This is a genomic window from Flavobacterium rhamnosi (assembly GCF_048286515.1).
In the GTDB taxonomy this organism is placed as follows: Bacteria; Bacteroidota; Bacteroidia; order Flavobacteriales; family Flavobacteriaceae; genus Flavobacterium.
This window is the reverse complement of record NZ_JBLVPS010000020.1, coordinates 1-14931: the sequence shown is the minus strand read 5'-3', so window position 1 is coordinate 14931 and position 14931 is coordinate 1. Positions and strand designations below refer to the sequence as shown.

The following is a 14931-nucleotide window of genomic DNA, read 5'->3' as shown; positions in this document are numbered from 1 at the left end:
TTCAAATTAAACAAATATGCAAAAATGTAAAAACAAAGTTGCCTTAATTACGGGGGGGGAACAAACGGAATGGGATTTGCTACAGCACAAGAATTTATTAAAGAAGGAGCGATTGTAATCATTACGGGACGCAGCCAAGAAACAGTAAACAAGGCCGTAAATCGTTTAGGTCCAAATGCCTTTGGAATTGTGTCAAATGCAGGAAAGACATCGGATATTTTTGATTTACAAAAACAGATAAAGCTGCACACAAATAAATTAGATATTTTATTTGTAAATGCTGGCTATGGCAAGTTTGCTCCAATTGAAATGGTGAACGAAAATCATTTTGATGAATTATTTAATCTGTTAGTAAAAGGAACATTTTTTACCGTTCAACAAATGTTACCAATAATGAATGAAGGAGGTTCAATACTATTAAACACTTCTTTTGTAACAGCATTTGGAATAGAAAATTTCTCCATTTATTCTGCTGCGAAATCCGCAGTTCAATCCTTTATAAAAACATTTGCTTCTGAATGCACAATAAGGAAAATACGAGTAAATGGAATAAGTCCAGGTTATATCAAAACAAACATTTTCAATAATACTGGCCTTACAACTAACCAGATAGAAGGAGCAGTTGAGGGAATAATTCCGACACTTCCATTTAAACGTTTTGGGGAGCCTTTGGAAATTGCAAAAGTAGCTCTTTTTCTTACCTCTGATGATGCTTCCTATATTCACGGAGCAGAAATTTTAGTTGATGGTGGATTATCAAATACTAAATAATGGAAGAAAAAATAGCCTCAATAAATTGGCAAAACATAGCTAACGAAATGCACGAAAAGGGGTTTGCTATCATTTCTAAACTCTTAACAAGCGAACAATGCATCACATTGACAAAATGCTACGACGATCCAAATATTTACAGAAAAACGGTAGTGATGGAGCGCTACCGTTTTGGTTTGGGAGAATATAAATATTTCAATTATCCTCTGCCTAATCTTATTCAAAACATTAGAGAAAGCGTATATCCAAAACTTGCTCCAATTGCAAATACCTGGATGAAAGTGTTAAATATTCCAACAGTCTTTCCTGATTCACATCAAGACCTTCTGAAACGGTGTATCGAAAATAAGCAACTGGAAGCAACCGTTTTGATTTTAAAATATGGCAAAGGCGGCCACAATACCTTGCACCAGGATTTGTATGGGGATGTCTATTTTCCAATTCAGGCTGTTTTATTTTTAAACGAACAAGACCAAGATTTTACAGGTGGTGAATTTGTTTTGACCCAACAAACACCGAGAGCACAATCAAAAGCCATAGTATTAAAACCTAAGAAAGGAGACATGTTAATTTTTACTACTAACTTTCGACCGGTTAAAGGCAGTAAAGGGTACTATCGTGTAAATATGAAACACGGCGTAAGTGAAATTCATAGTGGCGAACGACATACTTTGGGAATTATTTTTCACGATGCTTTACGTTAGAAAATCATAAAGCATCTTAAAATAAACGACAGCGATTTAAGAATTTGGAGTTTTGTTTTTAACAAATTTTGCAGGAAAGCCATAATGAGGTATTTATTTTTTTTACAAAAACTTAGTCTTTTTTTATTTGAAATTCGTAATTTTATAAAATGAATGCAGTAGAAACCATAGAAGAGTTTTACCAAAGAAAGTATGATTTCATGCCCGATGCTTTGCAGAAAGAAATTGGACATTTTAACGTATTCAAATTAGAACCTTTTAGTGGTAATACTACCAAACCGGTACCCTACAAAAAAAGAGATTATTTTAAAATAACGTTGTTAGTGGGCGAAAGTACTATCCAATATGCTGATAAAGCTATTCAAATCCAAAAACAGGCTCTGGTATTTTCTAATCCGCAAATTCCCTATAGTTGGGAACATACTGATAATATTCACCATGGCTATTTTTGCATTTTTGATCAGGCCTTTTTTCATCAGTATGGAAACCTCAACCATTATTCCCTTTTTCAGCCGGATGGCAGCCATGTTTTTGAAATCACCGACGAGCAGGTAAAAATATTAAGCGCGACTTACGAGCGTATGTTTGAGGAAATTAATTCAGAATACGCATACAAATACGATGTCCTTAGAACCATTGTTTTTGAAATCGTTCACTTTGCTTTGAAAATGGCTCCTTCACAGAATTTAGCCAAACATCCTTTGAATGCTGCTCAACGTATTTCAACCTTATTTTTGGAATTGCTGGAACGTCAATTCCCTATTGATGATCCGCGCCAAATAGTAAGTCTTCGCTCTGCTTCTGATTATGCCGAAAAGTTGAACGTACATGTTAATCATCTCAACAGGGCCATAAAAGAATCTACAGATAAAACCACTTCACAGATAATTGCCGAACGCCTCCTACAGGAAGCAAAGATTCTGTTGCGACAAACTGCATGGACCGTATCTGAAATTGCATATGCGTTAGGTTTTACTGAAGTAACCCACTTTAATAATTTTTTTAAAAAACACGTTCAACTAAGCCCTACAAAGTTTCGAAATGTTTGATTTTCGTAAACTATCGTTTCTTTTTCGTTATTCTATCCCTTAGCCCCATTCTACCTTTGTATCCTAATTTATTAATTAAAATTTTGAGGATATGGAAATGCAAAAACGCACACTTGGAAATAGCGGATTAGAAGTCTCAGCCCTGGGAATGGGTTGCATGAACTTGAGTTTCGGAACAGGAAAAGCGGTTGACACCACTGAAGGCATTCATGTCATCCGCGCAGCATTTGAAAAAGGTATCACCTTTTTTGACACTGCCGAAGCTTATGGTCCATTGACCAATGAACTATTGGTCGGCAAAGCTTTACAACCTTTTAGAAAACAGACAATCATTGCTACCAAATTTGGGATGATTTCAGACACTGGAATTAATAGCCGCCCTCAACATATCAGAAAAGTAGCCGAGGAATCTTTAAAACGCCTCAGAACAGACTATCTCGACTTATTCTACCAACACCGTGTTGATCCTAATGTACCCATTGAAGATGTGGCAGGTACGCTAAAAGATTTAATACAAGAGGGCAAAATCAGACACTATGGTCTTTCGGAAGTGGGCGCCCAGACCATTCGTCGTGCACACGCGATACATCCGGTAGCAGCTGTTCAAAACCAGTATTCTATCTGGACAAGAGAACCTGAAGCATTAGTTTTACCAGCGTGCGAAGAACTTGGAATTGGTTTCGTGCCTTGGGGACCTCTTGGCACAGGATTCCTTGCAGGCAATATAACAACCGACACCAAATTTGATAGTGCCACCGACTTACGTGCCAATTTCCCTCGTTTTTCACCAGAAGCTATAAAAGCCAACATGCCTGTTGTTACAATGCTTCGGAATATGGCAAGTAAAAAAAATGCCACACCTGTTCAGATAGCCCTGGCTTGGTTGCTGGCACAAAAGCCATGGATTATACCTATTCCGGGCATGGACAAAGTAGAATACATCGAGGATAATATCAAATCTATGCAGGTGGAATTGACAAAAGAAGATCTTCTGGAAATTGATACGAAAATGTCGAAAATTTCTGTGCAGGGAGCCAGGCTTAATGAAGAGCTACTTTCAATGTCAGAAGATTAAGTCTTGAATTTGCGCCTTCTCACATTATTTATTCTAATCTCAATGTTTATACAAATGAGCACAATGGCACAATCAAAAGCTGAAACTGAAATCCTCAATTTATCGCTGGAAAAATTTTCCTGGAAAACCCAAGGAAAGATAGATTTAGTCGAAGATTTGTTTGATGATGAATTAGTTTTTATCCACATCACAGGACAGATCACCTCCAAAAAAGAATGGATTAGTCAAATGAGATCCAGAAGTTTTGTATATGATAAAATTGAACTTAAAGAACATGCTGTCAAACTATACGGAAGCACTGCCGTTTTAGTAGGAAAAGCAACGTTTACAATCAATGGTGGCAGTGTATACAAGCTTGTATATACAGAAGTGTACACCACGAAAAACGAGAAGTGGAAATTGGCTAATCTTCATACCACACTAGGAAATTTTTAATTACTAAAAAAAAAGAAATCATGCAAAAACGAAAACTTGGAAGTGGCGGATTGGAAGTTTCAGCACTTGGATTAGGCTGTATGGGACTTAGTTTTGGGTATGGCCCGGCAACAGATAAAGAAGAAGCCATTAAGTTAATCAGAGCTGCCTATGAGCAAGGGGTAACTTTCTTTGATACTGCTGAAGCATATGGTGCCGATAACGAAAAATTGTTAGGAGAAGCCTTGGCGCCTTTTCGTAAGGAAGTAGTTATAGCAACTAAATTTGGATTTAAGGAAGGAGATTCCAGCCAAGGTCAAGACAGCCGGCCAGAACGAATTAGAGCCGTGGCTGAAAAATCGTTGTTCTATTTAAAAACAGATGCAATTGACTTGTTTTACCAACACCGTGTAGACACAAATGTGCCGATCGAAGATGTTGCTGGGACCATACAAGATTTAATTAAAGAAGGCAAGGTAAAACACTTTGGTCTTTCTGAAGCTGGCGTGGAAACAATCCGTCGTGCCCATGCTGTACAGCCTGTAACCGCACTACAGAGTGAATACTCACTTTGGTGGAGAGAACCCGAACTGAAAATCATTCCGACCCTTGAAGAATTAGGTATTGGCTTCGTACCGTTCAGTCCGCTAGGGAAAGGTTTTCTTACTGGAAAGATTGACGAGAACACCACTTTCGACAGCACGGATTTCAGAAATATCGTTCCCCGATTTTCACAAGATGCTCGAAAAGCCAATCAGACAATGGTAGATTTACTGAACACTATAGCGACACAGAAAAATGCAACTCCTGCTCAAATAGCATTGGCTTGGCTGCTGGCGCAAAAACCATGGATTGTACCTATTCCTGGTACTACAAAACTGCACCGATTGACAGAAAATACCGGAGCGGCTGCTGTTGCGCTTACTTCTTCTGATTTACAGCAAATTGAAGAAGCTGCCAATCACATAAAAATTCAGGGAGCGCGCTACCCGGAACATTTGCAAAAAAGGGTTGGGAAATAAAAATCAATAGCAAAGAAATTGAAGGCGTAAACGGATAAAGGAAATTGGAAATTTTTGAATTTTACACTATAAAAAAAATGAATAACGTAGAAACTATAGCTGATTTTTATAAGCGAAAATACGATTGGATGCCCGAAAACATTCTTAATCAAATAGGACATTTTAATGTATTTAAACTGGAGAGCTATATAGGCAAACAGGCAAAGCCCGTACCGTATAAACGCAGGGATTATTTCAAAATAACCTTGCTTATTGGCGAAAGTAAAATTGAATATGCCGATAAAGTAATCGAACTAAAAAAGCAGGCGTTGGTATTTTCCAATCCTCAAATTCCGTATAGTTGGGAACATACTGACGGTATACGGAGTGGCTTTTTTTGCGTATTCGATCAGGCTTTTTTTCATCAGTACGGGAACCTCAACCAATATTCCATTTTTCAGCCTGATGGCAATCACGTTTTTGAACTAAACGATGAACAGGTAAAACTATTGAACGAAGTATATCTGCGTATGTTTGATGAGATCGATTCGGCTTATATCCATAAATACGATGTCCTTCGTACTGTGGTAAGCGAAATTATCCATTTTGTAATGAAAATGCAGCCTTCTTCACCAATGACTAAACAGCCATTCAATGCTTCTCAAAGGATTTTAACTTTATTTTTAGAGCTCTTGGAACGGCAGTTCCCTATTGACGATGCACATCAAAGTGTAAACTTACGATCGGCTTCTGATTTTGCAGAAAAACTGAATGTACATGTCAATCATCTTAACCGTGCCATAAAAGAAACCACCGATAAAACTACTTCGCAAATTATTGCCGAGCGCCTATTGCAAGAAGCAAAAATACTTTTGAAACAAACTTCCTGGACGGTATCTGAAGTCGGTTTTGCCTTAGGTTTTAATGAATTAACCCACTTTAATAATTTCTTCAAAAAACACGTTCAAATAAGTCCTGTAAAATTCAGGAATGTTTGATTTTCGTAAGTTTTTGTTTCATTATTGTTTTTATAAAGATTGACGCTATTATAATTTTACAGAATTAAAAATGATGTAAAAAAGAGGCAAAACCTTAATTAAGTATGTAAAATATGAAATCTAATATTAATTTGAGAAACCTTGCAAAAATCTATTTTTTGATACTGTTCTGCAATTTCACCAGTGCCTACGGTCAAAGTTTAGGCATTAAAGAAGCCATAGACAAAGGAGTAAGCAATTATGGATTAGTTGTTGCAAAAAGTAAGTATGCGGAAGCTTCAAGAGAGAATATAGCGCAAGTAAAGAGCGATTATCTTCCTAATATTAATCTATCGGCACAGCAAGATTATGGCACCATAAACGGCCAAAATGGACCACTTTATGGTTTAGGAGGGCTTGGAGTTGCTTCATCGGGAATTCCGCTTTCCAATCAAAACTGGAATGCGTCATTTGGTGCATTATATCTTGTAAATGTCAATTGGGAATTTTTCACTTTTGGACGAATGAAACAACGAATTAATGTAGCTAAAGCTGATGCTGAGCGTTACCAAAAGGATTATGATCAGGAGCTTTTTCAACATAAAGTAAGAATTTCAAGCGCGTACCTCAATCTGCTTGCCAGTCAAAGGATACTTATTTCCCAAAGCAAAAATCTTGAACGCGCTAAAGTTTTTCATCACAATGTGAGTGAAAAGGTAAAGAATGGCTTACTGCCAGGAGTTGATGCTACAACAGCATCTGCAGAAGTATCCCGCGCCAAGATAGCACTCAACCTAATAAAAGAGCAGGTAAAGATCCAAAACAATGAACTAGTGCAATTGATGGGAATAGAACCGGTGGATTTTGCAACGGATACCACATTCATCAATAAAGTTCCCATTAAACTTGTAGCTAAAACAGCTGCAGATACAATTAGTCATTTGACAAGACAATATTTTAGAAGCCGTATTATACAAAGTAAAGAACAGGAAAAACTATTCAGAAAAGAATTTCTGCCTTCTTTTACGCTGTTCGGAATATATCAGACCAGAGCTTCAGGTTTCAATGCTGATTATGCTGTTGACCAAACTTCTTATACACGTAATTATTTTGATGGTATCACCCCTACAAGACAAAATTACCTTTTTGGTGTAGGATTAGTCTGGAACCTTACCACAATAGCACGTTCCAATAAAAAAACGAGTTCCCAGAAGTTGATCACGGAAGGTCTTGAAGCGGAATACAAGGCTATTGACTTAGAATTGCGTGCCAGAGAAGATGTTGCAAATGCTAGGATAGAATTTGCTTTACAAAATTTCAATGAAGCTCCTATACAGGTAAGTGCAGCAAAACTGGCCTACTTACAAAGACTGACACTTTACAACAATGGCTTGACAACATTTACAGATGCAACCACAGCCTTGTTTACACTTAATCGTGCAGAGACCGACAAGGACATCGCTTTTACAAACGTATGGCAAGCCTTGCTATTGAAAGCTGCGGCAACTGGAGATTTCAATTTGTTTATAAATGAATTTTAAACTTAATCCCGAACTATGAACTTAATAAAATTTGCACTCCGTAAACCGATTTCAGTCCTGGTCCTTGTAGCTGGCTTGTTCTTTTTTGGTATTAGTGCAATCAAAGACATAAAGGTAGATATTCTTCCTAAAATGAATTTGCCCGTAATTTATATTGCACATCCTTTCGGCGGGTATACTCCGGACCAAATGGAAGCTTATTTTGCTAAAAATTATGTCAATATTCTTCCTTTTGCCAATGGCATAAAATCAGTCGAAACCAAAAATATTCAAGGTTTGATGATTATGAAACTCACCTACTATGAAAACACGGATATGGCGCAAGCCGCGGCCGAACTAAGTGCGCTATCCAATCGGGTTCAAGCGGTATTTCCTCCGGGAACACAGCCCCCATTTATCATTCGCTTTGATGCTTCCTCTTTACCTATCGGACAATTGGTTTTAAGCAGCAAAATTAGATCAAACAATGAATTGCAGGATTTAGCAAACGTGTATGTGCGTGCTTCTTTTACTTCAATTCCGGGTTTGCTATCACCAGCTCCGTTTGGCGGAAGTCCAAGAACAATCGAGGTTAACGTAGATCCTGATTTATTGCGTTCCCATAGTTTAACACCGGATCAAATTGTAGAAGCGATACGACTAAACAACCAGACAGCTCCCTCTGGAAACGTGCGGATTGGTGATAAAAACTACATTACGCCTACTAACAACACCATTAAAGAGGTTAAAGATTTCGAGAAAATTCCATTGTTTAAAGGTAGCGTTCAAAACCTGACTTTAGGTGATGTCGCCACCGTAAAAGATGGTGCCGATATTACTGCAGGATATGCTTTGGTAAACGGAAAACGTTCGGTTTACCTTAGTATTGCAAAGGCGGGAGATGCTTCGACTTGGGATGTAGTTAAGAAACTCAAGTCTGAATTGCCGAAAATTCAAAGTACATTGCCTGAAGACGTAAAATTAACATACGAATTTGACCAATCTGTTTACGTCATTAATTCGGTTAAAAGTTTAATTGTAGAAGGAATTATCGGAGCAGTGTTAACGGGCTTAATGGTTTTATTATTTCTTGGTGACAGAAGAGCCGCTGTAATCGTGATTTTAACGATTCCCATATCCATTATTTCCGGCGTTTTATTTCTGAAATTATTCGGACAAACCATCAATCTGATGTCTTTGAGCGGACTCGCTTTGGCCATCGGGATTTTAGTAGATGAAAGTACGGTAACCATTGAAAACATTCACCAACATCTGGACATGGGAAAACCTAAGGCACTCGCCATTTGGGATGCCTGTAAAGAAATTGCATTGCCAAAACTGCTTATTTTACTTTGTATTTTGGCCGTTTTCGCTCCTGCTTTTACAATGGTTGGAATTCCTGGAGCATTATTTTTACCACTGGCATTAGCAATTGGGTTTTCAATGATTTTTTCGTTTTTGCTATCTCAAACTTTTGTCCCTGTTATGGCGAATTGGCTGATGAAAGAACATCCAAAAACGGCACATGCCCCGAACATTACAGACGATGAAGCAGAGTTTAATGCCTGTGGCTTAACTCCCGAATCTGAAAAAGATCTTATCAGTCAAAAAAAAGTAATGATTGAAAGAGACGATTTTAATGCTGATGGAAAAATAAGTGTTTTTGAAAGATTCAGAATTCGATTTATGAAAACCTTAGACCGTCTTTTTCCACATAAAAAAGCAACCAGTCTGACCTATCTTATCGGGCTTACACTTTTAGCTGTGGTATTGATCACTTACATTGGAAAGGATGTTTTTCCCAAGGTAAATTCGAGTCAGTTTCAGCTCAGATTGAGAGCTCCCGACGGAACACGCTTAGAGCGAACTGAAGAAAAAGCAGTTTTAGTGCTGAAAGAATTAAACAAAATGGTAGGCAAAGAGCATATCGGAATTTCATCGGTATATGTGGGACAACACCCATCACAGTTCTCCATTAATCCAATATATTTATTCATGGCTGGCTCACACGAAGCTGTTTTTCAAGTTAGTTTGAAAGATTACCATGTCGACATGGATGTTTTCAAAGATGATTTTAGAGCTCGTATTAAAAAAATTCTTCCCGATGTAAAAATTTCGTTTGAACCCATAGAGCTTACTGATAAAGTATTGAGTCAAGGCTCTCCTACTCCAATTGAAGTTAGAATTGCCGGAAAAGACAAAAAACGAAATGAAGCATACGCCAATAAAATTGTCGAAAAGTTGCAGCGTATTTCATATTTAAGAGATGTGCAGATTGGCCAACCAATTCATTATCCTGCTTTGAATATTGATATTGACAGAACCCGTGCTGCCGAATTAGGTGTCGATATGAGTGACATTTCGCGCTCGCTAATTGCCTCCACATCCTCCTCAAGATACACAGAAAAAAACACTTGGGTTGATGAAAAAGCGGGATTATCCTATAATGTTCAGGTACAAGTACCTTTAAATAAAATGAAAAGTAAAACTGATATTGGAGAAATTCCTGTATTAAGAAATTCACTTCGTCCTGTTTTGAGTGATGTAGCCAAAATTACACCTGCGTTTGTAAATGGTGAAAATGATAATTTAGGAGCTATGCCTTATATTACAGTTACGGCAAACATCAACCAAACCGACTTAGGTACAGCTACAAAAGATGTTGCAGCAGCGGTAAGTTCCCTGGGCGAATTGCCACGTGGTTTATTCATCGAACCAATTGGCATGAGTAAAGTATTGAATGAAACATTAAGCAGTTTACAAATCGGATTATTGGTTGCCATTTTTGTAATCTTCCTAATGCTAGCCGCTAACTTTCAATCGTTCAAAGTTTCTTTAGTAATTCTAACAACCGTTCCTGCGGTAGTATTAGGAGCCTTATTAATGCTAACCATTACGGGCTCAACGCTAAATTTACAATCGTATATGGGAATTATCATGTCAGTCGGAGTTTCAATAGCCAATGCCGTTTTATTGGTTACCAATGCCGAACAATTACGAAAACGCAACGGTAATGCTTTGGAATCGGCGCGAGAAGCTGCAGCTTTGCGACTTCGACCAATTATCATGACGAGTGTAGCTATGATTGCCGGAATGCTACCGATGGCCATCGGTCATGGCGAGGGTGGTGATCAGGTTTCTCCACTAGGAAGGGCCGTTATTGGAGGATTATTATTTTCGACCTTTGCCGTATTGTTAATTTTGCCTCTAATTTTTGCCTGGGCACAGGAAAAAACAACCACGCAATCTATTTCTCTAGATCCTGAAGATGAAGAAAGCGTACATTATATATCATCGTTAAAATCATAATATGAAAACTAACATACTACAATTGACCTCGCTATTTTGTGTAGCACTCTTTTTTCTTAGCAGTTGCAATTCGAATAAAAAAGAAGCCGCTATTACTGAAACAGAACCAATACTGGAAACCTTTCCTTTAGCAAAAGCAAAACTGACCACCGAATTGCGATTACCAGCCGAATTAACTGGTTTTAGTCAGGTGGATTTATTTGCTAAAGTAAGCAGTTATGTTAAGGCTCTGAAAGTAGATATTGGCTCTGAAGTAATAGAAGGACAACTCCTTATCGAATTAGAGGCACCAGAGATCAGTTCGCAGTTAGCTGCAGCAGAATCCCGCCTGCATTCGCAGCAAGCAATCTATACCGCTAGCAACAGCACCTACCAACGCATACTTGAAACGAGCAAGGTCGAAGGAACTATTTCCAAAAATGATTTGGAATTGGCTTTGTCTAAAAAAAATTCTGACTTTGCCCAATTAGCAGCTGCCCGTGCGGGGTACAAAGAAGCTAAAGTCATCCAAAGCTATCTGCAGATACGAGCCCCTTTTAATGGTAAAGTAACGGCACGCAATGTCAACACCGGTGCTTATGTGGGGCAGGGAGCTCAGGTTCCCCTTCTCACGGTGCAAGACCAAAAGAAACTGCGTTTATCGGTATCTGTACCTGAAGCGTACACTGGTTATCTCAAAGTGGGTGATTGGATTGGATTTAATGTGGTATCTTTACGTGGCGATGAATTCAAGGCTAAAATTAGCAGAATGTCTGGAGCGCTAGACCTCAAACTGCGTTCCGAACGTGTCGAACTGGATGTACTAAATTCCGAGGGAAAATTACTCCCTGGAATGGTTGCTGAAGTGCTTCTGCCACTTAATAGCAAAAATGAAACTTTTGTAGTTCCTAAAACGGCAGTTGTAAACACTGGAGAAGGTATCTACGTAATAAGAGTAGTTAACAAAAAGGCCCAACATATAAAAGTAAGCCTTGGACTTGAAGTTGATGACCGTACCGAAGTGTTTAGCAATTTGCTACAACAGCAGGATATTTTGCTTACTAAGGCAAACGAAGAGATTAAGGATGGAACTGTCCTAAATTAGTTCTTAAATTTTCAACAAAAAAAGAAATCATAAATACCAATTTTAAAAATTTAATAAATGGAAACAACAAATGTAAAAGCTTACGGTACGGTAGCAGCAGATGCTCCTTTAAAACAAATGGATATCCAGCGCAGAAATACTACTGCCAAAGATATTGAAATCGAAATTTTGTACTGCGGTGTTTGTCACTCCGATTTACATACTGCAAGAAATGACTGGGGATTTACGACTTATCCTGCTGTTCCTGGTCACGAAATTGTGGGAAAAGTGACCAAAGTAGGAAGCGAAGTTACGAAACTAAAAGTGGGTGATTTTGCTGCAGTTGGCTGTTTAGTAGATTCTTGCCACAGCTGCGATAACTGTAAGCAAGACCTAGAACAATACTGTTCCAACGGATGGATCGGTACTTACAATGGAGAAGACAAACATTTAGGCGGGATGACTTTTGGAGGTTATTCTGAAAAAATTGTCGTAGACGAACGCTTTGTTTTAAAAGTGCCATCCAATCTTGATTTGGCGGCCACAGCACCTTTATTATGTGCGGGAATAACCACTTGGTCACCACTTCGCCACTGGAAAATTGGAAAAGGAAGTAAAGTTGCTGTTGTAGGTTTAGGTGGATTAGGTCATATGGCTATAAAACTGGCCAGAGGTTTAGGTGCAGAAGTTACCCTTTTTTCCAGAACACCTGATAAAGAAAAAGACGCTTTGGAATTAGGCGCGCATGCCGTTGTAATTTCTACCGATGAAACTCAAATGAAATCAGTAAATGAAAAATTCGATTTAATTGTTGACACCGTTCCTTATGTGCATGATGTAAATCCTTATGTTGGAACTTTAAACACCAATGGAACTTTAGTTTTAGTAGGTTATTTGGGTGGTTTGGAACCTATTCTAAATACTGTTCCTATGATAATGGGAAGAAAGTCTGTTGCAGGTTCGCTAATTGGTGGCATTGCTGAAACTCAGGAAATGCTTGACTTTTGTGGTGAACACAATATTGTATCTGAAATTGAAGTAATCAAAATTCAGGATATTAACGAAGCCTATGAAAGAATGCTCAAAAGCGATGTTCGTTACCGATTTGTAATTGATATGGCATCCCTTAAGAGCTAAAGTACCTCCTGTTTAAAAAAAAACAAATTATGACTAACAAAGAACAGCACCCGATTTTTCCCCCTGGTGAGAAAGCATCAGCTGATTATTTTACTGGAAATGCATCGATTAAATTATTAGTAAATGAAAATGAGTTTAATACTGTAATTGGTAATGTAATCTTTGAACCTGGAGCCAGAAACAATTGGCATACTCATCCGGCAGGCCAAATCCTTATTGTGACAGATGGCACCGGGTATTATCAGGAAAAAGGCAAACCGATACAATTGATTCAAAGAGGCGATGTTATTAAAATTCCCGCTGATGTTAAGCATTGGCATGGCGCTTCACGGGATAGTGCGTTAACGCATATTGCCATTACCGCCACTACTTCAAATGGAGCGGTCGATTGGCAGGAAAGAGTAACAGATGAGGAATACAACAGTTACAAACAGTAGCATTTCTAAAACATAAACAGATAATAAGATACTTATCTTACGATATTAAAGAACATTAAATCCACTATGCTATTCTGTAGCCGCTAGAAATTACTCTAAATTGAAGACAAAAGCCTGAAAATCAATACGATTTAAAGGCTTTTTAGTTTTTTAAAAATCTCAAGGATCATTAATAAATCATAACACCACGGCTCCAAATTCAGACCATTTTTTATTTTCTTCCAAAACAAATTCATTTCTAAAAAATAAAATTACCAATGTGATAAATGTTACTGTCCGCGAAATTTTAACTGACAATCTTTGCAGTATAAAATTGTACAGTTATGGAATATATAGGTTATTTTTCATCAATACTCATTGGTGTTGCATTAGGATTAATTGGCGGTGGTGGTAGTATTCTTACCGTACCGGTATTAGTTTATCTATTTGCTATCGAACCCGTTTTGGCAACGGCTTACTCGTTATTTATTGTTGGACTTACTAGCGCTGTCGGTACTGTTGGCTATTTCAAAAAAGGTTTGGTAAATATTAAAACAGCTATTGTTTTTGGTATTCCCTCAATTATTGCTGTTTTTACAACCAGGGCTTTTATCGTTCCCGCCATTCCAAAAGAAATATTAACTATTGGTGATTTTATAGTAACCAAAAACCTCTTGATGATGTTGCTTTTTGCGGTACTAATGATTGCAGCTTCGTATAGTATGATCAAAAAAGAGAAGAAAAATAGAGAAGAAAAAGCTGAAGAACAGAAATTTAATTATCCGCTCATACTAATTGAAGGTGCTATAGTTGGGGTTATCACAGGATTAGTGGGTGCCGGTGGAGGGTTTTTAATTATTCCCGCATTAGTAATTTTAAGCAAGTTACCTATGAAAGAAGCCGTTGGGACTTCCCTCGTAATTATTGCTGCTAAATCTTTGATTGGTTTCTTTGGAGAAGGTAGTGAAAATTGGATTGATTGGAAATTTCTATTTATCATTTCGACATTTGCGATTGTTGGAATTTTTGTAGGCACAGCGTTATCAAAAAAAATTGACGGAAATAAACTTAAGCCTGCCTTTGGTTGGTTTGTTTTAGCGATGGGAATTTATATTATAACCAAAGAACTTTTTATAAAATAAAAATTTAAAACAACTAAATAACCACTAAAGCTATTTCAAAAACATATTGATAGTGGGGACTTTTTAGTAGAAATGTTGAAACCATATCCATCTCGTTTTAATAATAAAATCGAGGTGGGTTTTTTAGTTAAATAAGTTTAAAAAAAAAATTACGATAATTTTTCAAGAAAGCCCCCATACACTTGGGTCTTTAGACGGGGGATGAATTGAAAATGCAAATACTTCTAATCATTTTGGATATACAAGTGACAGTTAAATACTTTTTTTATATATTTGTTTAATGGAAAAGCGATGGAGGAAAAGCAGAAGTGCTACATACAATATAGCCTATCATTTGATATGGTGTCCAAAAT

Annotated in this window: 12 protein-coding genes and 1 pseudogene; all 13 read left to right on the top strand. The window is 37.6% G+C overall.

Translation table 11 applies throughout. The features are described from left to right. The first annotated feature begins 16 nt into the window (after nt 1–16). A pseudogene (locus ACNQGN_RS14695) lies at nt 17–771 on the top strand (SDR family oxidoreductase). Further along, a complete protein-coding gene (locus ACNQGN_RS14690; protein ID WP_417988579.1) occupies nt 771–1475 on the top strand; it encodes a 2OG-Fe(II) oxygenase in 705 nt (234 codons plus the stop codon). The pseudogene ACNQGN_RS14695 and the gene ACNQGN_RS14690 overlap by 1 nt, the downstream one beginning before the upstream one ends. Nucleotides 1476–1624: 149 nt before the next feature. Further along, entirely contained in the window at nt 1625–2524 is a 900-nt protein-coding gene (locus tag ACNQGN_RS14685) for a helix-turn-helix domain-containing protein (protein ID WP_417988578.1), read from the top strand. A gap of 91 nt (nt 2525–2615) precedes the next feature. Next, on the top strand, nt 2616–3599 hold the full coding sequence (locus ACNQGN_RS14680) for an aldo/keto reductase (protein WP_417988577.1): 984 nt from the start codon (nt 2616–2618) through the stop codon (nt 3597–3599). Nucleotides 3600–3662: 63 nt separating this feature from the next. Next, a complete protein-coding gene (locus ACNQGN_RS14675; RefSeq protein WP_417988576.1) occupies nt 3663–4034 on the top strand; it encodes a nuclear transport factor 2 family protein in 372 nt (123 codons plus the stop codon). 20 nt (nt 4035–4054) lie between these two features. Further along, nucleotides 4055–5035, top strand: coding sequence for an aldo/keto reductase (locus tag ACNQGN_RS14670; RefSeq protein ID WP_417988575.1), 981 nt, complete (start codon nt 4055–4057; stop codon nt 5033–5035). A gap of 77 nt (nt 5036–5112) precedes the next feature. Continuing rightward, on the top strand, nt 5113–6012 hold the full coding sequence (locus tag ACNQGN_RS14665) for a helix-turn-helix domain-containing protein (protein WP_417988574.1): 900 nt from the start codon (nt 5113–5115) through the stop codon (nt 6010–6012). Nucleotides 6013–6125: 113 nt separating this feature from the next. Then, nucleotides 6126–7532: a TolC family protein gene (locus ACNQGN_RS14660; protein ID WP_417988573.1), complete on the top strand. Its 1407-nt coding sequence runs from the start codon at nt 6126–6128 to the stop codon at nt 7530–7532. Between the two features lie 15 nt (nt 7533–7547). After that, on the top strand, nt 7548–10820 hold the full coding sequence (locus ACNQGN_RS14655) for an efflux RND transporter permease subunit (protein WP_417988572.1): 3273 nt from the start codon (nt 7548–7550) through the stop codon (nt 10818–10820). Nucleotide 10821: 1 nt separating this feature from the next. Then, nucleotides 10822–11904, top strand: coding sequence for an efflux RND transporter periplasmic adaptor subunit (locus ACNQGN_RS14650; protein ID WP_417988571.1), 1083 nt, complete (start codon nt 10822–10824; stop codon nt 11902–11904). A 57-nt stretch (nt 11905–11961) separates the two neighbouring features. Beyond that, entirely contained in the window at nt 11962–13020 is a 1059-nt protein-coding gene (locus ACNQGN_RS14645; protein WP_417988570.1) for an NAD(P)-dependent alcohol dehydrogenase, read from the top strand. A 29-nt stretch (nt 13021–13049) separates the two neighbouring features. Continuing rightward, complete coding sequence (locus ACNQGN_RS14640) at nt 13050–13457, top strand: (R)-mandelonitrile lyase (protein WP_417988569.1); 408 nt, start codon at nt 13050–13052, stop codon at nt 13455–13457. Nucleotides 13458–13780: 323 nt separating this feature from the next. After that, the gene (locus tag ACNQGN_RS14635) at nt 13781–14578 is read left to right on the top strand and encodes a sulfite exporter TauE/SafE family protein (RefSeq protein WP_417988568.1); all 798 of its coding nucleotides are present in this window, start codon (nt 13781–13783) and stop codon (nt 14576–14578) included. Nucleotides 14579–14931: the final 353 nt, after the last annotated feature.